At 47.5% G+C, this 18,126-nt stretch carries 28 protein-coding genes; all 28 read right to left on the bottom strand.

The window, feature by feature from the left end; translation table 11 throughout:
• Positions 1-270: 270 nt before the first annotated feature.
• The 28 genes from ACZ5FK_RS11200 to ACZ5FK_RS11065 all read right to left on the bottom strand — a co-directional run bounded on the left by ACZ5FK_RS11200 (position 271) and on the right by ACZ5FK_RS11065 (position 17,944).
• Positions 271-924, bottom strand: a complete 654-nt coding sequence (locus ACZ5FK_RS11200; RefSeq protein WP_464804987.1) for an adenylate kinase — start codon at positions 922-924, stop codon at positions 271-273.
• A 55-nt stretch (positions 925-979) separates the two neighbouring features.
• Positions 980-2,272 (bottom strand): preprotein translocase subunit SecY, encoded by a 1,293-nt coding sequence (gene secY / locus ACZ5FK_RS11195; protein ID WP_464804986.1) that lies wholly within the window; start codon positions 2,270-2,272, stop codon positions 980-982.
• Positions 2,272-2,712 (bottom strand): 50S ribosomal protein L15, encoded by a 441-nt coding sequence (rplO, locus tag ACZ5FK_RS11190; protein ID WP_464804985.1) that lies wholly within the window; start codon positions 2,710-2,712, stop codon positions 2,272-2,274. The genes secY and rplO overlap by 1 nt, the downstream gene beginning before the upstream one ends.
• Before the next feature lie 31 nt (positions 2,713-2,743).
• The gene (rpmD, locus tag ACZ5FK_RS11185) at positions 2,744-2,926 is read right to left on the bottom strand and encodes a 50S ribosomal protein L30 (protein ID WP_464804984.1); all 183 of its coding nucleotides are present in this window, start codon (positions 2,924-2,926) and stop codon (positions 2,744-2,746) included.
• Positions 2,927-2,940: 14 nt separating this feature from the next.
• On the bottom strand, positions 2,941-3,441 hold the full coding sequence (rpsE, locus tag ACZ5FK_RS11180; protein WP_464804983.1) for a 30S ribosomal protein S5: 501 nt from the start codon (positions 3,439-3,441) through the stop codon (positions 2,941-2,943).
• Positions 3,442-3,463: 22 nt separating this feature from the next.
• Positions 3,464-3,826: a 50S ribosomal protein L18 gene (gene rplR, locus ACZ5FK_RS11175; protein WP_464804982.1), complete on the bottom strand. Its 363-nt coding sequence runs from the start codon at positions 3,824-3,826 to the stop codon at positions 3,464-3,466.
• 34 nt (positions 3,827-3,860) lie between these two features.
• On the bottom strand, positions 3,861-4,400 hold the full coding sequence (rplF, locus tag ACZ5FK_RS11170) for a 50S ribosomal protein L6 (protein WP_464804981.1): 540 nt from the start codon (positions 4,398-4,400) through the stop codon (positions 3,861-3,863).
• Between the two features lie 30 nt (positions 4,401-4,430).
• Positions 4,431-4,829 carry a 30S ribosomal protein S8 gene (rpsH, locus tag ACZ5FK_RS11165; protein WP_464804980.1) on the bottom strand — a complete coding sequence of 133 codons (399 nt, stop codon included), beginning with the start codon at positions 4,827-4,829 and terminating at the stop codon, positions 4,431-4,433.
• A 29-nt stretch (positions 4,830-4,858) separates the two neighbouring features.
• Positions 4,859-5,044 carry a 30S ribosomal protein S14 gene (gene rpsN, locus ACZ5FK_RS11160; RefSeq protein WP_001085700.1) on the bottom strand — a complete coding sequence of 62 codons (186 nt, stop codon included), beginning with the start codon at positions 5,042-5,044 and terminating at the stop codon, positions 4,859-4,861.
• Between the two features lie 19 nt (positions 5,045-5,063).
• The gene (rplE, locus tag ACZ5FK_RS11155) at positions 5,064-5,603 is read right to left on the bottom strand and encodes a 50S ribosomal protein L5 (protein ID WP_464804979.1); all 540 of its coding nucleotides are present in this window, start codon (positions 5,601-5,603) and stop codon (positions 5,064-5,066) included.
• A 27-nt stretch (positions 5,604-5,630) separates the two neighbouring features.
• Entirely contained in the window at positions 5,631-5,990 is a 360-nt protein-coding gene (gene rplX / locus ACZ5FK_RS11150) for a 50S ribosomal protein L24 (protein WP_464804978.1), read from the bottom strand.
• 35 nt (positions 5,991-6,025) lie between these two features.
• Entirely contained in the window at positions 6,026-6,394 is a 369-nt protein-coding gene (gene rplN / locus ACZ5FK_RS11145; RefSeq protein WP_464804977.1) for a 50S ribosomal protein L14, read from the bottom strand.
• A 39-nt stretch (positions 6,395-6,433) separates the two neighbouring features.
• Positions 6,434-6,697: a 30S ribosomal protein S17 gene (gene rpsQ / locus ACZ5FK_RS11140; RefSeq protein WP_464804976.1), complete on the bottom strand. Its 264-nt coding sequence runs from the start codon at positions 6,695-6,697 to the stop codon at positions 6,434-6,436.
• 17 nt (positions 6,698-6,714) lie between these two features.
• On the bottom strand, positions 6,715-6,915 hold the full coding sequence (gene rpmC / locus ACZ5FK_RS11135; RefSeq protein WP_025783856.1) for a 50S ribosomal protein L29: 201 nt from the start codon (positions 6,913-6,915) through the stop codon (positions 6,715-6,717).
• Positions 6,905-7,339, bottom strand: coding sequence for a 50S ribosomal protein L16 (rplP, locus tag ACZ5FK_RS11130; protein ID WP_464804975.1), 435 nt, complete (start codon positions 7,337-7,339; stop codon positions 6,905-6,907). Before rplP ends, rpmC begins: the two co-directional genes overlap by 11 nt.
• Before the next feature lies 1 nt (position 7,340).
• Entirely contained in the window at positions 7,341-7,997 is a 657-nt protein-coding gene (rpsC, locus tag ACZ5FK_RS11125) for a 30S ribosomal protein S3 (protein WP_464804974.1), read from the bottom strand.
• A 3-nt stretch (positions 7,998-8,000) separates the two neighbouring features.
• Positions 8,001-8,345: a 50S ribosomal protein L22 gene (rplV, locus tag ACZ5FK_RS11120; RefSeq protein ID WP_464804973.1), complete on the bottom strand. Its 345-nt coding sequence runs from the start codon at positions 8,343-8,345 to the stop codon at positions 8,001-8,003.
• A 20-nt stretch (positions 8,346-8,365) separates the two neighbouring features.
• Complete coding sequence (gene rpsS / locus ACZ5FK_RS11115) at positions 8,366-8,644, bottom strand: 30S ribosomal protein S19 (protein WP_191693410.1); 279 nt, start codon at positions 8,642-8,644, stop codon at positions 8,366-8,368.
• 60 nt (positions 8,645-8,704) lie between these two features.
• Complete coding sequence (gene rplB / locus ACZ5FK_RS11110) at positions 8,705-9,535, bottom strand: 50S ribosomal protein L2 (RefSeq protein WP_464804972.1); 831 nt, start codon at positions 9,533-9,535, stop codon at positions 8,705-8,707.
• 32 nt (positions 9,536-9,567) lie between these two features.
• The gene (gene rplW / locus ACZ5FK_RS11105) at positions 9,568-9,852 is read right to left on the bottom strand and encodes a 50S ribosomal protein L23 (protein WP_464804971.1); all 285 of its coding nucleotides are present in this window, start codon (positions 9,850-9,852) and stop codon (positions 9,568-9,570) included.
• Positions 9,852-10,475: a 50S ribosomal protein L4 gene (gene rplD, locus ACZ5FK_RS11100; RefSeq protein WP_464804970.1), complete on the bottom strand. Its 624-nt coding sequence runs from the start codon at positions 10,473-10,475 to the stop codon at positions 9,852-9,854. Before rplD ends, rplW begins: the two co-directional genes overlap by 1 nt.
• A gap of 25 nt (positions 10,476-10,500) precedes the next feature.
• Positions 10,501-11,127, bottom strand: coding sequence for a 50S ribosomal protein L3 (rplC, locus tag ACZ5FK_RS11095; protein ID WP_464804969.1), 627 nt, complete (start codon positions 11,125-11,127; stop codon positions 10,501-10,503).
• A gap of 40 nt (positions 11,128-11,167) precedes the next feature.
• Entirely contained in the window at positions 11,168-11,476 is a 309-nt protein-coding gene (gene rpsJ / locus ACZ5FK_RS11090) for a 30S ribosomal protein S10 (RefSeq protein ID WP_042478628.1), read from the bottom strand.
• A gap of 1,748 nt (positions 11,477-13,224) precedes the next feature.
• The gene (gene tuf / locus ACZ5FK_RS11085; protein ID WP_464804968.1) at positions 13,225-14,412 is read right to left on the bottom strand and encodes an elongation factor Tu; all 1,188 of its coding nucleotides are present in this window, start codon (positions 14,410-14,412) and stop codon (positions 13,225-13,227) included.
• Positions 14,413-14,532: 120 nt separating this feature from the next.
• Positions 14,533-16,611 carry an elongation factor G gene (gene fusA / locus ACZ5FK_RS11080; RefSeq protein WP_464804967.1) on the bottom strand — a complete coding sequence of 693 codons (2,079 nt, stop codon included), beginning with the start codon at positions 16,609-16,611 and terminating at the stop codon, positions 14,533-14,535.
• Positions 16,612-16,661: 50 nt separating this feature from the next.
• A complete protein-coding gene (rpsG, locus tag ACZ5FK_RS11075; RefSeq protein ID WP_464804966.1) occupies positions 16,662-17,132 on the bottom strand; it encodes a 30S ribosomal protein S7 in 471 nt (156 codons plus the stop codon).
• Positions 17,133-17,170: 38 nt separating this feature from the next.
• Complete coding sequence (gene rpsL, locus ACZ5FK_RS11070; RefSeq protein ID WP_464804965.1) at positions 17,171-17,593, bottom strand: 30S ribosomal protein S12; 423 nt, start codon at positions 17,591-17,593, stop codon at positions 17,171-17,173.
• Positions 17,594-17,692: 99 nt separating this feature from the next.
• The gene (locus ACZ5FK_RS11065; RefSeq protein WP_464804964.1) at positions 17,693-17,944 is read right to left on the bottom strand and encodes a ribosomal L7Ae/L30e/S12e/Gadd45 family protein; all 252 of its coding nucleotides are present in this window, start codon (positions 17,942-17,944) and stop codon (positions 17,693-17,695) included.
• Between the last annotated feature and the right edge of the window lie 182 nt (positions 17,945-18,126).

Here is an 18,126-nt window from a genome sequence, read left to right as displayed (position 1 = left end):
CCCGATTATTGGTCTGGAATATCGTATCGGAATAGACACGACCGACAGGACCGCCGCGAGAGTACCCTGAATTCGGTAGCAGTCCTTTTCGCCAAATAACATTATAACCATTAATATGGATGAATGCATTTGAAACGTTCTGGCAGCGAATCACAATCGGGTTCTTGCGAGTTCCTAAGCCGGGCACCAGTTGCTTTTGCAGCTCAATAAATGTGCTTTCCGTACAGCAAGCAGCCGTGGCATCATGTTCACGTTTGTGCCCGGAAAGGATCACTGTGCGCTTTCGCTAAGGATTGCGTCCAAGTCTTTGAAAACTTCATCGATATGCTGTTCGCCATCGATATTGGTCAGCACGCCTTTCGCATCGTAAAATGCGAGAAGTGGTGCAGTTTGGTTCATATTTACTTCCAGACGGTTCGTAACAGTTTCCGGATTGTCATCCGCTCGCTGATAAAGTTCCCCGCCATCCTTGTCACAGACACCTTCCACTTTTGGAGGGTTGAACTGCAAATGATAGGATGTACCGCATACTTTGCAAATTCTGCGACCGGTCAAACGTGCGATCAGTTCTTCTTTTTCCACTTGGATGTTGAGGACATGCTCAATTTTCCGGTCCATATCAGCAAGCAAAGCATCGAGTGCTTCCGCTTGAGTGACGGTACGCGGGAAACCATCCAGCAAGAATCCCTTGTCGCAGTCCGGTTTGCTAAGCCGTTCACGGACGATGCCGATTGTCACTTCATCAGGGACAAGAGCACCTTGATCCATAAACGATTTCGCTTTGACTCCAAGTTCCGTGCCTTCGCTAATAGCAGCTCGGAACATATCGCCTGTAGAAATATGAGGGATTTCGTACTTTTCGACAATTTTGTCGGCCTGTGTCCCTTTGCCGGCCCCAGGCAGACCCATTAATACGATATTCATACGTCTTGCCCTCCATCTATCACGGACAAACTGACTATCAAAAGTTGTTCGTGTCTTATTTCATAAAGCCTTTATAATGCCGCTTCACAAGCTGCGATTCAAGTTGTTTCATCGTTTCAAGGGCAACCCCGACGACGATGAGCAAGCTCGTACCGCCAATCTGCGCCGACTGTGGAAGGTTAGCGAGATTGATGAAGAAGATCGGCATGACTGCAACGACGGCAAGGAAGATCGAGCCGACGAAAGTCAGTCTGTATAACGTGCTCGTCAAATACTTTTGTGTGTTCTGGCCAGGCCGGATACCAGGAATATAAGCGCCCTGCTTTTTCAAGTTGTCCGCCATATTCTCAGGATTGACCTGAATGAACGCATAGAAGTATGTGAATGCGATGATCAATGCCACGTAAAGGACCATTCCGACCGGATGCGTGTAATTGAGATACGTCATAATGAACTTCGTCATCGCGTTTTCACCGAAGAAACCGGCTAATTGCTGTGGTGTGATGAAGAACGCTACGGCGAAGATGACCGGGATAACCCCAGCCGCGTTCAATTTAAGCGGCAAATGTGTCTGCTGTCCGCTAGTAGTCTGCTGACGGCCTGTAACACGTTTTGCATATTGGATCGGAATTTTACGTAGCGCTTCTTGCACATAGACTACGCCTGCGATAATCGCCACAATGACGATCAGCAAGAGAGCCATGGTAGCAATCCGGATGAACAGCAAATCCCCAGCATCTTGAATCTGAGTTGCATACAACTGATTCACTGCGTTCGGGATACCCGCTACGATACCGGCGAAGATGATAATCGAGATACCATTGCCGACACCTTTCGCGGTGATCTGCTCACCGAGCCAGAGCAAGAAGGAAGTTCCTGCAGTCAACACGATCGCGATAACGACATACGTCGCTATCCCTTCGTCTTTGATCAAAGTGCCGCCGAACATCTGGTTGAAACCGAATGACATGGCGATCGCCTGGATGAAAGCAAGGATGACTGTAAAGTATCGAGTGAACTGGGCAAGCTTCCGTCTTCCGACATCCCCTTGTTTCGACCACTCTGTAAATTTCGGGACGACATCCATCTGCAATAGCTGCACAATGATGGAAGCGGTGATGTAAGGCATGATCCCCATCGCAAAGATGGAGAACTTGGAGAGCGCTCCACCACCGAAGACGTTTAGAAACCCGATAAATTGGTTATCAGTTTGCTGCAGTGCTGTTGCGTCAACGTTCGGCACCGGGATGAATGCTCCCAGCCGGAAAACGATGAGCACAAGTAGAGTGAAAATGATTTTAGACCTGATATCTCTAACGCGCATAAAGTTGGAGATTGTCTGAAACATTATACCACCTCGGCTTGCCCGCCCGCTTTCTCGATCGCTTCTTTTGCTGAAGCAGAGAATTTATGAGCTTTGACAGTGATCTTTTTCTCAAGAGTCCCATTACCAAGAATCTTAATTCCGGATTTTTCGTTGCTCACAATTCCTGTTTCGATCAGCAATTCAGGCGTTACTTCTGTGCCATCTTCGAAACGGTTAAGCGTCTCAAGATTGACAACTGCGTATTCCTTGCGGTTGATGTTAGTGAAACCGCGCTTCGGAAGACGTTGGAAAAGTGGAAGCTGTCCACCCTCAAATCCAAGACGAACACCGCCGCCGGAACGAGCCTTTTGACCTTTGTGACCTTTACCGGAAGTTTTGCCGGTACCGGAACCGATACCACGGCCAATACGTTTGCGGTTTCTGCGTGCACCTTCGGCTGGCTTCAATTCGTGTAATTTCATCTTTCGGCACCTCCTTATTCAAGAATGTTGATTAAATTTCTTTTACTGTGACCAAGTGGCTGACTTTTGTGATCATGCCGCGGATTGCGACATTATCTGCATGTTCAACTGTTTGGTGCATTTTACGCAAGCCCAATGCTTCGACTGTTTTACGTTGTGCCGGTTTTGCACCGATCACACTTTTCGTAAGGGTGATTTCAAGTTTGTTTGCCATTGTAATTTCCCCCCTCAACCTAACAGTTCTTCTACGGATTTGCCGCGCAACTTCGCAACGTCCTCAGCGCGCTTCAGGCTCTTAAGACCTTCAATTGTAGCACGCACCATATTGATTGGTGTGTTAGAACCGAGTGATTTTGAAAGGATATCCGTGATGCCTGCTAGTTCAAGCACGGCACGGACAGGGCCTCCAGCGATAACTCCTGTACCAGGCGCTGCTGGTTTTACAAGGATTTGTCCTGCTCCGAAACGTCCGAGAACCTCGTGTGGTGTCGTTCCACCAACCATCGGCACTTCGATCAAGTTCTTCTTCGCATCTTCGATCGCTTTGCGGATCGCATCTGGAACCTCTTGTGCTTTACCAGTTCCGAAACCGACACGGCCGTTTTTGTCACCGACTACGACAAGTGCTGTAAAACGGAAACGGCGTCCACCTTTAACCACTTTCGCTACGCGGTTAATCGTAACTACACGTTCTTCGAATTCACTTTTAATCTGTTCATTACGACGCATGAAATCTGTCCCTCCTTCTTAATTAAAATTCAAGTCCATTTTCACGTGCTGCGTCTGCAAGAGCCTTCACACGGCCATGGAATAAGTATCCGCCACGGTCAAACACGATTGACTTGACGTTTTTCTCTGTAGCGCGTTTTGCGATCATCTCGCCGACTTTCGCAGCCGCTTCAACGTTCGACTTCGAATCCAAGTTGAATTCTTTGTCCATTGTGGAAGCACTTGCGATTGTCACGCCGCTCATATCGTCGATCAATTGTGCATAGATATGCTTGTTGGAACGGAATACGTTCAAACGTGGACGCTCAGCAGATCCGCTGATTTTCGTACGCACGCGTGCATGACGCTTTCTGCGGACAGCGTTCTTATCTTGTTTTGTGATCATCGTGGTCACTCCTTCCGAATGCCTTTAAGCGGCATTATTTACCTGTTTTACCTTCTTTGCGGCGGATTTGCTCGCCTTCATACTTGATACCTTTGCCTTTGTACGGCTCTGGCGGACGTACTTGACGGATGTTAGAAGCAAGTGCTCCTACACGTTCCTTGTTGATGCCGCGAACGATGACTTTCGTGTTCGCTGGAACTTCAACTTCTACGCCTTCTTCAGGTGTGAACTCAACAGGGTGTGAGTATCCAACGTTAAGTACGAGTTTCTTGCCTTGCAGCTGTGCACGGTAACCGACACCGACAAGTTCAAGAGCACGTTCGAAACCTTGGGAAACACCAACAACCATGTTGTTCAATAGTGAACGAGTTGTTCCGTGGATGGAACGGTGTTCTTTTGAATCGGATGGGCGAGTCAAAGTGATGACATTGCCTTCCTGCTCGATTTTTATGTCTTTGTTAAACGAGTTTGTAAGTTCGCCTTTCGGGCCTTTTACTGTAACGTGGTTGTCATCAGTGATTGTGACAGTCACGTTTTCAGGCACCTCGATCGGCTTTTTGCCAATACGGGACATTCTGTTGCACCTCCATTCGATTGCTATTGATTACCAAACGTACGCTACGACTTCGCCGCCCACTTGCTTCGCACGAGCTTCTTTGTCTGTAAGAAGACCTTGTGATGTGGAGACGAGTGCGATTCCAAGACCGTTCAACACTTTAGGCACTTCGTTCGTCTTTGCGTAAACGCGGAGACCCGGTTTCGAAATACGTTTTAGGCCAGTGATGACACGCTCGTTGTTCTGTCCATATTTAAGGAAAATGCGGATGATGCCTTGTTTGCTGTCTTCGACGTACTCGACGTCACGGACAAAACCTTCACGCTTCAAGATTTCAGCGATTTCTTTTTTCATGTTTGAAGCAGGTACCTCAAGCTTCTCGTGACGAACCATGTTCGCGTTACGGATGCGTGTAAGCATATCTGCAATCGGATCACTCATAGTCATTCCATTAACCTCCTTCCCAAAATAGGGGATTACCAGCTAGCTTTTTTGACGCCAGGAATTTGTCCCTTGTACGCAAGTTCACGGAAACAAATACGGCAAAGTTTAAATTTGCGATATACGGAATGCGGACGGCCACAGCGTTCACAACGTGTATATTCTTGAACCTTGAACTTCGGTGTACGTTTCTGTTTAGCGATCATTGATTTCTTAGCCACGTTTTCGCCTCCCTCTACTTTACTTCTGGAACGGCATACCGAACTGTGTCAACAACTCGCGCGCTTCTTCGTCGGAGTTTGCAGTCGTAACGATGACGATATCCATTCCACGTACTTTTGATACTTTATCAAAGTCGATCTCAGGGAAAATCAACTGTTCTTTCACGCCAAGTGTGTAGTTGCCGCGTCCGTCGAATGCTTTCTTGGAAACACCACGGAAGTCACGTACACGTGGAAGCGAGATTGAAATCAGCTTATCGAGGAATTCATACATACGCTCACCGCGAAGAGTAACTTTCGCTCCAATCGGCATGCCTTCACGAAGACGGAAACCAGCGATTGATTTCTTAGCCTTTGTGACAACCGGCTTTTGTCCGGAGATGATTGTAAGATCTTCAACAGCAGCATCAAGTGCTTTTGAGTTTTGAACAGCATCGCCGACACCCATGTTGATGACAATCTTTTCTACTTTCGGTACTTGCATAACTGACTTGTATTCAAACTTGCCCATAAGAGCAGGTGTGATTTCTTTTGTATATTTATCTTTTAGACGGCTCATTCGAAAGAACCTCCCTTCTTCAAGAGATTAGTTTTTTAGTTCTTTTTTGCTTACGACATCGATCACTTCGCCGGATTTCTTAGCAATACGAGACTTGATGCGGTATGTTTTGCCGCTTTCTGTCTTCTCTTCGTATTTGTATCCAACGCGAGTAGGTTCTCCTGTTTTCGGGTCGACAAGCATGACGTTGGAGACATGGATTGCAGCCTCCTTGCTTACGATACCGCCTTGAGGGTTCTCTTGGTTCGGCTTCGTATGCTTTTTGATGATGTTCACGCCTTCAACAAGAACTCGTTCTTTGTTTGGAAGCACTGAGAGGATGACGCCAGTTTTGCCTTTGTCTTTCCCAGTGATTACTTTTACTTTATCGCCTTTTTTAACGTGCATTTGAGTGCACCTCCTTGATTGGCACTGTCATGTGATTAAAGAACTTCTGGAGCAAGTGAAATGATCTTCATGAAGTTGTTGTCGCGAAGTTCGCGGGCAACTGGTCCGAAAATACGAGTTCCACGTGGGCTCTTGTCATCACGGATGATAACGCATGCGTTTTCGTCGAATGTGATGTAAGATCCATCCTTACGGCGCATGCCGCTTTTTGTGCGGACAATAACAGCTTTGACAACGTCGCCTTTCTTGACAACGCCGCCTGGTGTTGCCTTCTTAACTGTAACAACGACGATGTCGCCAATGTTTGCAGTCTTCCGGCCTGTTCCACCAAGGACTTTAATCGTTAGCACTTCACGTGCACCCGAGTTGTCCGCAACTTTCATACGAGTTTCCTGTTGAATCATTGAAGTACCCTCCTCTCGGATTTAGATATCCGAACAGTGTTAGATAATGACAGCTTTTTCGACGACTTCGAGAAGACGGAAACGCTTTGTTGCCGATAGTGGGCGAGTTTCCATGATACGGACGATATCTCCGATTTTCGCTTCATTCATTTCGTCATGAGCTTTGAATTTTTTAGAGTACTTTACACGTTTGCCGTATAAAGAATGCTTTTTGTGTGTCTCTACGAGTACAGTGATCGTTTTATCCATCTTGTCGGATACGACACGGCCTGTGTATACTTTGCGCTGGTTACGCTCAGTCATGGCTGCAACCTCCTTCATCAGTTATTTGCACTGATTTCTCTTTGACGTATTACCGTTTTCATGCGCGCAATCGATTTACGAACTTCACGGATGCGTGCAGTGTTTTCTAATTGTCCTGTCGCTAATTGGAAGCGAAGGTTGAAAAGCTCTTCTTTCAGTGATTTCACTTTTTGCTCGATCTCTGCAGTTGTCAAGTCACGGATTTCATTAGCTTTCATTAGACTCACCACCAATTTCTTCACGTTTAACAAACTTGCTCTTTACAGGCAGTTTGTGAGATGCGAGTCGAAGCGCTTCACGTGCTACTTCTTCAGACACACCTGCAATTTCAAACATTACGCGGCCTGGCTTCACTACTGCAACCCAGCCTTCTACAGCACCCTTACCGGAACCCATCCGGACTTCAAGAGGCTTCTTTGTATATGATTTATGCGGGAAAATATTGATCCATACTTTACCGCCACGCTTCATGTAACGTGTCATTGCAATACGGGCAGATTCAATTTGACGGTTTGTGATCCAGCCGGATTCAGTTGCTTGGATACCGAATTCACCGAATTGGACAGTTGCGCCGCCTTTTGTCTTACCGCGCATCTTGCCGCGGAATACACGACGGTGTTTAACGCGTTTAGGCATTAACATATTAGTTGCCTCCTTCCTCAGAGTTCTTCTTCACTGGAAGGACTTCTCCCCGGTAGATCCATACTTTAACGCCGAGTTTGCCGTATGTTGTATCAGCTTCTGCATGAGCATAGTCGATATCGGCACGGAGTGTATGAAGAGGAACAGTTCCTTCGCTGTAGTGTTCCGCACGAGCGATGTCAGCACCGCCGAGACGTCCGGATACTTGTGTTTTGATACCTTTAGCGCCTGCACGGATAGTCCGTTGGATCGCTTGTTTTTGAGCACGACGGAAAGATACACGGCCTTCCAATTGACGTGCGATTGATTCTGCAACTAGTTTTGCATCAAGGTCTGCACGCTTGATCTCAACGATGTTGATGTGTACGCGCTTGCCTGTCATTTCGTTCAATTGCTTACGAAGTGCTTCGACTTCAGAACCGCCTTTACCAATCACCATACCTGGCTTCGCAGTGTGAATAGTGATGTTGACGCGTTTTGCAGCACGCTCGATTTCCACTTTGGAAAGCGATGCATCCTTTAGACGCTTTTCGATGTATTCACGGATTTTCAAGTCCTCGTGCAAAAGATTCGCATAGTCTTTTTCTGCGTACCATTTGGAATCCCAGTCACGAATGATGCCAACCCGCAATCCATTAGGATGTACTTTTTGACCCACGAATTATCCCTCCTTCTTTTCAGATACCACTACAGTGATGTGGCTAGTACGTTTATTGATCGCACTTGCACGGCCTTGTGCACGTGGACGGAAACGTTTCATAGTTGGACCTTCATCTACGAAAACTTCGCTCACGATGAGGTTTTCAATGTCCATCTCATAGTTGTGTTCAGCGTTAGCGATCGCTGACTTCAGTACTTTTTCCACGACTGGAGATGCCGCTTTAGGCGTCAGACGCAGAATCGCGACAGCTTCACCGATTTTCTTGCCCCGGATAAGATCAACGACCAAACGGACTTTGCGAGGAGCAATACGGACTGTGCGAGCAGTAGCTTTTGCTTGTTGCATAGGAATTACCTCCTCTCAAATTAGCGTTTAGTTTTCTTATCGTCGGCACCATGGCCTTTGTATGTGCGAGTTGGAACGAATTCGCCCAATTTATGACCAACCATGTCCTCAGTCACGTAGACAGGCACGTGTTTGCGTCCGTCATAAACTGCAATTGTCAAACCGATGAAAGACGGGAAGATTGTAGATCGGCGAGACCAAGTTTTGATAACCTGTTTCTTTTGTGCATCCTTTTGTGCGTCAACCTTCTTTAAAAGATGATCGTCTGCAAAAGGTCCTTTTTTCAAGCTGCGGCCCATGTGGAAACCTCCCTCCGTGATTGTACTACGGTCCGTTCATAGAACCGCAGTGCGATCACATTATTTTTTACGACGACGAACGATGAGTTTGTCGGATTTGTTGTTTTTCTTACGTGTCTTATAACCAAGAGCTGGCTTGCCCCAAGGTGTAACTGGGCTTGGACGGCCGATTGGTGTACGTCCTTCACCACCACCATGCGGGTGATCGTTCGGGTTCATGACAGATCCGCGTACAGTCGGGCGCTTGCCTAACCAGCGTGAACGACCTGCTTTACCGATGTTGATCAATTCGTGCTGTTCGTTTCCGACTTGACCGATTGTTGCGCGGCAAGTGGATAGAACCATGCGGACTTCACCGGATTGCAAGCGGATGATAACGTACTTGCCTTCACGGCCTAGAAGCTGTGCAGAAGTTCCAGCAGAACGGACCAATTGGCCGCCTTTGCCTGGCTTCAATTCGATGTTGTGGATTGTAGAACCCATCGGAATGTTTTCAAGTGGAAGAGCGTTACCTACGCGGATATCCGCTTCCGGTCCAGACATGATAGTCATGCCCACTTCAAGACCTTTAGGTGCAAGAATGTAGCGTTTTTCTCCGTCTACATAGTTGATCAATGCGATGTTCGCAGAACGGTTTGGATCGTATTCGATCGTAGCAACGCGTCCTGGAATGCCATCTTTCCGGCGTTGGAAGTCGATGACACGGTATTGGCGCTTGTGGCCTCCACCTTGGTGACGAACAGTCATCCTACCTTGGTTGTTACGGCCGCCTTTGCGTTTAAGCGGTGTAAGCAATGATTTTTCCGGCTTGTCTGTAGTGATTGCAGAGAAGTCCGAGCTAGTCATGTTACGACGTCCGTTGGAGGTAGGTTTGTATTTCTTAATCGCCATTGGTGTTCCCTCCTTCGTTTAGTTGCGTTAAATTACATTTCAAATAGTTCGATGTCTTTGGAGTCTGCTGTTAGCGTGACAATCGCTTTGCGGCGCTTGTTTGTGTAACCAGCATGCTTGCCCATACGCTTGAACTTACCTTTGTAGTTCTGCACGTTGACTTTTTCCACTTTCACGCCGAAGATTTCTTCGATCGCTTGTTTCACGTGAGTTTTGTTCGCACGTGTATCAACTTCGAAAGTGTATTTTTTTAATTCCATTTGTTCAGAAGTACGCTCGGTAATGACCGGACGCTTCAACACATCACGTGCTTCCATTAACCAAGCACCTCCTCGATTTTTTCGATGGCACCTTTTGTGATGACAAGCTTGTCGTGTCCAACAAGGTCAAGTACGTTGATGCCGTTTGCTGTAACGACGCTTACTCCTGGGATGTTACGAGCAGACAATGCTACTGTTTCATCTAGATCAGCTGTTACAAACAATGCTTTCTTGTTGATTGAAAGGTTTTCAAGCACTTTTACGAATTCCTTCGTTTTTGGTGCATCGAAAGCTAGGCCTTCCAATACGATGATCTCTTCTTCGCGGACTTTCGTGGAAAGCGCAGAACGAAGAGCCAAGCGGCGGACTTTCTTAGGAAGCTTGTAGCTGTAGCTTCTTGGGTTTGGTCCGAATACAATACCGCCTCCACGCCATTGTGGCGAACGGATTGAACCTTGGCGCGCACGGCCAGTTCCTTTTTGTCTCCATGGCTTACGGCCACCGCCAGCCACTTCAGCACGAGTTTTTACTTTGTGGTTCCCTTGGCGCAAAGAAGCACGCTGTTGAACCAATGCTTCAAATAGGACAGCTTGGTTCGGCTCGATTCCAAAGATGGATTCGTTCAATTCGATATCGCCGACTGAAGCGCCTGTTTGATTTAGTACGGATACTTTAGGCATTCTGATTTCCTCCTTCCTTCAGTGATTAGTTCCCTTTGATAGCCGCTTTAACTTGAACAAGTGATTTGCGAGCTCCTGGAACGTTACCTTTAACTAGCAACAAGTTACGCTCAGCGTCAACTCGTACGATTTCAAGGTTTTGGATCGTGATTGTTTTGCCGCCAGTACGTCCTGGCAACTTCATGCCTTTGAATACACGCTGTCCGTCAACCGCACCTAGTGAACCTGGTGCACGGTGGAAACGGGAACCGTGGCTCATTGGCCCGCGGGAGTGTCCGTGGCGCTTGATAACACCTTGGAAACCTTTCCCTTTAGATACTCCTGTAATATCGACGATGTCGCCTTCAGCGAATGCGTCAACTTTGACTTCCTGACCAACTTCATACCCAGCCACATCTCCGCGGAATTCGCGAATGAAGCGCTTAGGAGCCGTTTGAGCTTTCGCGACGTGTCCTTTTTCAGGTTTGTTCGCAAGCTTTTCACGTTTGTCTTCGAATCCGAGCTGGATTGCTTCGTAGCCGTCCGTTTCAGCTGTCTTCTTTTGAAGAACAACGTTTGGAGCAGCCTCAATCACAGTCACTGGGATCAAGTCGCCGTTTTCAGCAAAGATTTGCGTCATACCGACTTTTCTTCCTAAGATTCCTTTGGTCATTTGTCACACCTCCTGATTGTTTGATTTTTATTTTCAAGAATTACAATTTGATTTCGATGTCAACGCCTGAAGGCAAGTCGAGCTTCATCAATGCATCGACAGTTTGTGGTGTCGGATTGACGATATCGATCAAACGCTTATGCGTACGCATTTCGAATTGTTCGCGCGAATCTTTGTACTTATGTACCGCACGAAGGATCGTGTAGACAGAACGCTCGGTTGGAAGCGGAATCGGACCTGACACGCTAGCACCTGAACGCTTTGCAGTTTCAACGATCTTTTCAGCTGACTGATCAAGGATTCTGTGATCATATGCTTTCAAACGGATACGGATCTTTTGTTTTGCCATTATTTTCCCTCCTTTTCGCCTATTTTCTAGACAGTTCTCCACGGAAATTTCCCACACGCGCGCCATGGCAAAGCGGCCGGGCGTGTCGGCAACCTCCCGCTTCATCGCAGTCAAAGACCAACATTCAACATTATACATAAGGATATAGGTTTCTGCAAGTCTTTTACGGAAAAAAGTTTTTCTCCGGCCTTGATTATTATATATGCGCACGGCATTTTAATCAAGTCCTATCCATAGATATGGGAATATGTTTTTTGTGGCGTTATATATGTTGTGGTTGTGTGGTTATGTCTGATATAGAAGAGTGCCTGCCTGGCAAGCGGATGATGCTGTGCATTTAGGCGTGTGGGACTGTCGTAAGGGATCCGCAATGGTGATTGACAGGTTTGTGCGGGTTGATATAGAGTGGGCAATTGAACGTTTGGCCTGTTAAACGAGTTTTCTCTATTTAATTGTAATCGGCTGTCCTGACGCTGGCGATACGGACGGTCCCTGGCTTTGGCAGCCTGGAGCATATAGATGGGTAGACGGACATTGCTTGTGCAACTCCTGCGGGGCTTTCTAATAGTAGGTGTTCACCATGTCTAACGGATGTTCATCTTCAGTAAACAGTCGTACTGGCAGCTAAACGAATCGTTCCGCTGGCTAATCGGTCGTTGCGGCAGCTAAACGGATCACTCGGATGCTTATTCGATCGCTCCGGCTGATAAACGGATCACTCCGCTGACTAATCGGTCGGTCTGGCGGCTAAACAGATCACTCCGCTGGCTAATCGGTCGTTGCGGCTGATAAACGGATCACTCCGCTGACTAATCGGTCGGTCTGGCGGCTAAACCGATCGTTCCGCTGCCTAATCGGTCGTTCTGGCGGCTAAAAGGATCACTCCACTGCCTAATCGGTCGATCCGTCGGCTAAACCGATCACTCCACTGCCTAATCGGTCGGTCCGCCGGCTAAATAGATCACTCCGCTGGCTAATCGGTCGTTGCGGCAGCTAAACGGATCACTCGGATGCTTATTCGATCGCTCCGGCTGATAAATGGATCACTCCGCTGGCTAATCGGTCGGTCCGCCGGCTAAATAGATCACTCCGCTGGCTAATCGGTCGTTGCGGCAGCTAAACGGATCACTCGGATGCTTATTCGATCGCTCCGGCTGATAAACGAATCACTCCGCTGACTAATCAATCGTTCCATCGGCTAAACAGATCGCTCTAGCAGCTAAACGAATCGGTCCGCTGGCTAATCGGTCGTTCTGGCGGCTAAACGGATCACTCCGCTGACTAATCAATCGTTCCATCGGCTAAACCGATCACTCTAGCAGCTAAACGAATCGGTCCGCTGCCTAATCGGTCGGTCTGGCGGCTAAACGGATCACTCCGCTGCCTAATCGGTCGGTCCGTCGGCTAAATAGATCACTCCGCTGACTAATCGGTCGTTCCTCCAGCTAAACAGATCACTCCACTGGCTAATCGGTCGTTCCATCGGCTAAACCGATCGCTCCAGCAGCTAAACAGATCACTCCGCTGGCTAATCGGTCGTTGCGGCCGACAAACCGATCGTTCCGCTGGCTAATCGGTCGGTCCTCCAGCTAAACAGATCAGGCCGGCTGCCTAAACTATCGGTCTGCCGTTTAACCGGACAGCTCTTAGTCTCCCTATTTATTATCCATATATATGTATTCATAGAAAATGAAAAATCCCGGCCTCGTCAGGTCGGGATTTTCATGATTGCAATCAGGTAGTACTAATTACTTTTCGATTGTAGCAACAACGCCAGCGCCTACTGTACGTCCACCTTCACGGATTGAGAACTTAGTTCCTTCTTCAATCGCGATTGGAGAGATCAATTCTACAGTCATTTCAACGTTGTCTCCAGGCATTACCATCTCAACGCCTTCTGGAAGTGTGATGATTCCAGTTACGTCAGTTGTACGGAAGTAGAACTGTGGACGGTAGTTCGAGAAGAATGGAGTGTGACGTCCGCCTTCTTCTTTTGAAAGAACGTATACTTCAGACTTGAATTTAGTGTGTGGAGTGATCGAACCTGGCTTTGCAAGAACTTGTCCACGCTCGATGTCTTCACGTGCTACACCACGAAGAAGTGCACCGATGTTGTCTCCAGCTTCTGCATAGTCAAGAAGCTTACGGAACATTTCTACACCTGTTACAGTTGTAGATTTTGGTTCTTCAGTCAAACCGATGATTTCAACTACGTCACCGACTTTAACTTGTCCACGCTCAACACGGCCAGTTGCAACTGTACCACGACCAGTGATCGAGAATACGTCCTCGACAGGCATCATGAACGGCTTGTCAGTGTCACGTGGTGGTGTTGGGATGTACTCATCGACTGCAGCCATAAGCTCAACGATTTTCTCTTCCCATGCTTCGTCGCCTTCAAGAGCTTTCAAAGCAGAACCTTTGATAACTGGTAGGTCATCGCCAGGGAATTCGTATTCAGAAAGAAGATCACGGATCTCCATTTCTACTAGTTCAAGAAGTTCTTCGTCGTCTACCATGTCACATTTGTTCATGAATACAACAAGGTAAGGAACACCTACTTGACGAGAAAGAAGGATGTGCTCACGAGTTTGTGGCATTGGGCCGTCAGCAGCAGATACTACTAGGATACCGCCGTCCATTTGAGCCGCACCAGTGATCATGTTCTTAACGTAGTCAGCGTGTCCTGGGCAGTCAACGTGTGCATAGTGACGCTTTTCAGTTTCATATTCGATGTGGGATGTGTTGATTGTGATTCCACGCTCTTTTTCTTCTGGAGCGTTATCAACGTCAGCGTAAGATTTCGCTTCTCCACCCATTTTTTTCGAAAGAACTGTTGCGATCGCAGCAGTCAAAGTTGTTTTACCATGGTCAACGTGACCGATTGTACCAATGTTAGCATGCTCCTTGGAGCGGTCGAATTTTTCTTTAGCCATTTTGGAGTTCCTCCCTTAAATGTAAGTGAATTTTTTATATAAGCATAGGTGCTGGAGGGGGCCCCCTCCAACTACCCATATCTTACAAGTAATTTACTGTAGAAACAAGGTTCAATTCAATTATTGACCTTTATTTTTTTTGATGACTTCTTCAGAGATGGATTTCGGTACATCTTCATAGTGATCGAACACCATGGAGAATACACCGCGGCCTTGCGTGTTCGAACGAAGCGATGTCGCATAGCCGAACATTTCTGCAAGTGGAACCATCGCGCGGACAACTTGTGCATTACCGCGAGCTTCCATACCTTCAACGCGGCCACGGCGTGACGTGATGTCACCCATGATGTCGCCCATGTACTCTTCAGGAATGATGACTTCTACTTTCATCATAGGCTCAAGAAGGACAGGGTTACATTTTGCTGCTGCGTTTTTAAGTGCCATCGAAGCGGCGATCTTGAACGCCATTTCGTTGGAGTCGACGTCGTGGTATGAACCGTCGAAGAGGCGTGCTTTCACGTCGATCAATGGATAGCCCGCAAGGACACCATTGTTTAGTGAGTCACGAAGACCTGCTTCAACCGACGGAATGTATTCACGAGGAACTACACCGCCGACGATGCCGTTAACGAATTCAAAGCCTTTGCCTTCTTCGTTTGGAGCGAACTCGATCCAAACGTGACCGTATTGACCACGACCACCGGATTGGCGGACGAACTTACCTTCGACTTCCGCAGCGCTGCGGAATGTCTCACGATAGGATACCTGTGGTGCACCTACGTTTGCTTCTACTTTGAACTCACGCTTCAAGCGGTCAACAATGATGTCAAGGTGAAGTTCACCCATACCAGCGATGATGACTTCGCCTGTTTCTTGGTCAGTGTGCGCACGGAATGTAGGGTCTTCTTCTTGCAATTTCGCAAGGGCAGTACCCATTTTGTCCTGGTCGCCTTTTGTTTTCGGTTCGATTGCAACCGAGATAACCGGCTCAGGGAATTCCATAGACTCAAGAATGATTGGCGCTTTTTCATCGCAAAGTGTATCACCAGTTGTTGTGTCTTTCAAACCAACCGCTGCTGCGATTTCACCAGCATGGACTTCGCTGATCTCTTCACGGCTGTTCGCGTGCATCTGCAGGATACGTCCTACACGCTCACGCTTGCCTTTTGTAGAGTTCTGTACGTAAGAACCAGACTGGAGAACACCTGAATACACACGGAAGAATGTAAGTTTACCGACGTAAGGGTCAGTCATTACTTTGAACGCTAGTGCCGAGAATGGCTCTTCGTCACTTGCATGGCGCTCTTCTTCTTCTTCTGTATCAGGGTTGATACCGTTCATGGAAGCGATATCTGTCGGTGCAGGCAAGTAGTCGACGACAGCGTCAAGAACTAGCTGGACACCTTTGTTTTTGAAAGCAGTACCGCAAACGACTGGATAGAATTCTACCGCTAGTGTCGCTTTACGGATTGCTGTTTTGATTTCTTCAACAGTGAGCTCTTCACCGCCAAGGTATTTTTCCATGAGATCTTCATCGAAATCTACGATAGCTTCGATAAGCTTTTCACGGTATTCCTCTGCATCAGCGCGGAATTCCTCAGGGATATCCTCAACAGTTGTGTCAGTTCCAAGGTCATTACCGTACATTGTCGCCTTCATTTCTACAAGGTCGATGATGCCGCGGAAATTGTCCTCAGCGCCGATTGGCAACTGGATCGGGTGTGCATTCGCTTGAAGACGGTCATGAAGGGTTTTTACGGAATAAAGGAAGTCCGCACCTGTCTTGTCCATCTTGTTGACGAATACAATACGTGGTACGCCATATGTTGTCGCTTGGCGCCATACTGTTTCGGTTTGTGGTTCTACGCCTGATTGAGCGTCAAGAACTGTTACCGCACCATCAAGTACACGAAGGGAACGTTCAACTTCAACTGTGAAGTCTACGTGTCCAGGAGTATCGATGATGTTGACACGGTGGCCTTTCCATGCTGCTGTTGTCGCAGCAGATGTGATCGTGATACCACGCTCTTGCTCCTGCTCCATCCAGTCCATTTGAGAAGCACCTTCGTGCGTTTCTCCGATTTTGTGGATTTTACCAGTATAGAAAAGGATCCGTTCCGTTGTCGTCGTTTTACCGGCATCGATGTGAGCCATGATACCAATGTTACGAGTATTCTCTAAGGAGAACTCCCTAGCCATATTGTCTATCTCCTTCCACTCTGGATTGTGGTGTCAGAAACCGTCGGATCTTACCAGCGATAGTGAGCGAATGCTTTGTTCGCTTCAGCCATCTTGTGCATTTCTTCACGACGTTTCACAGAAGCACCTGTGTTGTTGGAAGCGTCCAGGATTTCGTTCGCAAGACGTTCTTCCATTGTCTTCTCTCCGCGTGTACGGGAGTAGTTCACTAGGTAACGAAGGCCAAGAGTCGTACGGCGCTCAGGGCGTACTTCTACTGGTACTTGATAGTTCGCGCCACCTACGCGGCGTGCACGTACTTCAAGAACTGGCATTACGTTGTTAAGTGCAGCTTCGAATACTTCTAGAGGGTCGTTTCCAGACCGTTCCTTGATGAGTTCGAACGCACCATATAGGATTTTTTGAGATGTACCTTTTTTACCGTCAACCATCATTTTGTTGATGAGACGAGTGACAAGCTTCGAGTTATAAATTGGATCCGGCAATACGTCGCGTTTCGCAACAGGACCTTTACGAGGCATGTTGTGTTCCTCCTTTCAGAATGATCGATTCTCTATAATCAGCTTTTCTTTTCTTTTGGCTTTTTCGCACCGTATTGGGAACGGCTTTGCATACGGCCAGTAACACCAGCAGTATCAAGCGCACCACGGACGATATGGTAACGGACACCCGGTAAGTCTTTTACACGTCCGCCGCGGATCAACACGACGCTGTGCTCTTGAAGGTTGTGGCCTTCACCTGGGATATACGCGTTCACTTCGAGAGTGTTTGTCAAGCGGACACGAGCATATTTACGAAGGGCCGAGTTCGGCTTCTTCGGTGTCATCGTGCCGACACGCGTGCACACACCTCGTTTTTGTGGCGAATTGACGTTTGTCATCGACTTTTTGAAGCTGTTGTAGCTTTTTCCGAGAGCCGGTGATTTAGATCCGGAAACTTTCGATTTACGTGGTTTGCGGACCAATTGGTTAATTGTAGGCATCGGATATTTCCTCCTTTCATTACTCTTTTTTAAGACCACACATCCAGGTGGTTCATTTTTAAGGTAAAAACAAAGTCTTCGCGCACAAGAGCGCAAAAACTAATAACGAGCAATCGCAACCGCAGCAGTTCCAACTTCGATTCCGCATGATTCGCCGAGCATCTCTTTCGACTCGACATATATGATAGGAATGTCATGAATTTCAGCTTCCCGGATGACCGGTGTGGTGAGTTTCACATCGGCGTCGGATGCAATGATGATTTCCATCGCTGCCCCTGCCCTGATCGCTTTCACTGTTTGCTTTATACCGATGATTGTTTTCTTTGCCTGCTTGACTTTATCGTAAGACATATACATATCCTCCAAAGTACCAGACATTCAACTATCAACCTTTTGTATATTACCACCTGCAACGAGAACTGTCAACAACTTTCCCGCTAAAAGCAGAAAAAATGGATGCCTTGATAGGAACCGGCCATCCAGCCGGCTCCCTCTCGGCAATCCTCTTGCTATTATGGTGAACCAGGCGGCAG

This window comes from Sporosarcina sp. GTC18466, assembly GCF_055389225.1.
Note: the sequence above shows the minus strand (reverse complement) of the source record. Positions and strands in the feature narration are given on the sequence as shown.

Bases quoted from the DNA above. Each gene is read 5' to 3' on its own strand.
- ACZ5FK_RS11200 (WP_464804987.1), bottom strand. From the start codon at position 924: ATGAATATCGTATTAATGGGTCTGCCTGGGGCCGGCAAAGGGACACAG.
- secY (WP_464804986.1), bottom strand. From the start codon at position 2,272: ATGTTTCAGACAATCTCCAACTTTATGCGCGTTAGAGATATCAGGTCT.
- rplO (WP_464804985.1), bottom strand. From the start codon at position 2,712: ATGAAATTACACGAATTGAAGCCAGCCGAAGGTGCACGCAGAAACCGC.
- rpmD (WP_464804984.1), bottom strand. From the start codon at position 2,926: ATGGCAAACAAACTTGAAATCACCCTTACGAAAAGTGTGATCGGTGCA.
- rpsE (WP_464804983.1), bottom strand. From the start codon at position 3,441: ATGCGTCGTAATGAACAGATTAAAAGTGAATTCGAAGAACGTGTAGTT.
- rplR (WP_464804982.1), bottom strand. From the start codon at position 3,826: ATGATCACAAAACAAGATAAGAACGCTGTCCGCAGAAAGCGTCATGCA.
- rplF (WP_464804981.1), bottom strand. From the start codon at position 4,400: ATGTCCCGTATTGGCAAAAAGCCGATCGAGGTGCCTGAAAACGTGACT.
- rpsH (WP_464804980.1), bottom strand. From the start codon at position 4,829: ATGACTATGAGTGATCCGATTGCAGATATGCTTACACGCATCCGTAAC.
- rplE (WP_464804979.1), bottom strand. From the start codon at position 5,603: ATGAGCCGTCTAAAAGATAAATATACAAAAGAAATCACACCTGCTCTT.
- rplX (WP_464804978.1), bottom strand. From the start codon at position 5,990: ATGCACGTTAAAAAAGGCGATAAAGTAAAAGTAATCACTGGGAAAGAC.
- rplN (WP_464804977.1), bottom strand. From the start codon at position 6,394: ATGATTCAACAGGAAACTCGTATGAAAGTTGCGGACAACTCGGGTGCA.
- rpsQ (WP_464804976.1), bottom strand. From the start codon at position 6,697: ATGACTGAGCGTAACCAGCGCAAAGTATACACAGGCCGTGTCGTATCC.
- rpmC (WP_025783856.1), bottom strand. From the start codon at position 6,915: ATGAAAGCTAATGAAATCCGTGACTTGACAACTGCAGAGATCGAGCAA.
- rplP (WP_464804975.1), bottom strand. From the start codon at position 7,339: ATGTTAATGCCTAAACGCGTTAAACACCGTCGTGTATTCCGCGGCAAG.
- rplV (WP_464804973.1), bottom strand. From the start codon at position 8,345: ATGCAACAAGCAAAAGCTACTGCTCGCACAGTCCGTATTGCTCCTCGC.
- rpsS (WP_191693410.1), bottom strand. From the start codon at position 8,644: ATGGGCCGCAGCTTGAAAAAAGGACCTTTTGCAGACGATCATCTTTTA.
- rplB (WP_464804972.1), bottom strand. From the start codon at position 9,535: ATGGCGATTAAGAAATACAAACCTACCTCCAACGGACGTCGTAACATG.
- rplW (WP_464804971.1), bottom strand. From the start codon at position 9,852: ATGGAAGCACGTGATGTGTTGAAGCGTCCGGTCATTACCGAGCGTACT.
- rplD (WP_464804970.1), bottom strand. From the start codon at position 10,475: ATGCCTAAAGTATCCGTACTAAATCAAACAGGCGCTTCAGTCGGCGAT.
- rplC (WP_464804969.1), bottom strand. From the start codon at position 11,127: ATGACCAAAGGAATCTTAGGAAGAAAAGTCGGTATGACGCAAATCTTT.
- rpsJ (WP_042478628.1), bottom strand. From the start codon at position 11,476: ATGGCAAAACAAAAGATCCGTATCCGTTTGAAAGCATATGATCACAGA.
- tuf (WP_464804968.1), bottom strand. From the start codon at position 14,412: ATGGCTAAAGAAAAATTCGACCGCTCCAAGGAGCATGCTAACATTGGT.
- fusA (WP_464804967.1), bottom strand. From the start codon at position 16,611: ATGGCTAGGGAGTTCTCCTTAGAGAATACTCGTAACATTGGTATCATG.
- rpsG (WP_464804966.1), bottom strand. From the start codon at position 17,132: ATGCCTCGTAAAGGTCCTGTTGCGAAACGCGACGTATTGCCGGATCCA.
- rpsL (WP_464804965.1), bottom strand. From the start codon at position 17,593: ATGCCTACAATTAACCAATTGGTCCGCAAACCACGTAAATCGAAAGTT.
- ACZ5FK_RS11065 (WP_464804964.1), bottom strand. From the start codon at position 17,944: ATGTCTTACGATAAAGTCAAGCAGGCAAAGAAAACAATCATCGGTATA.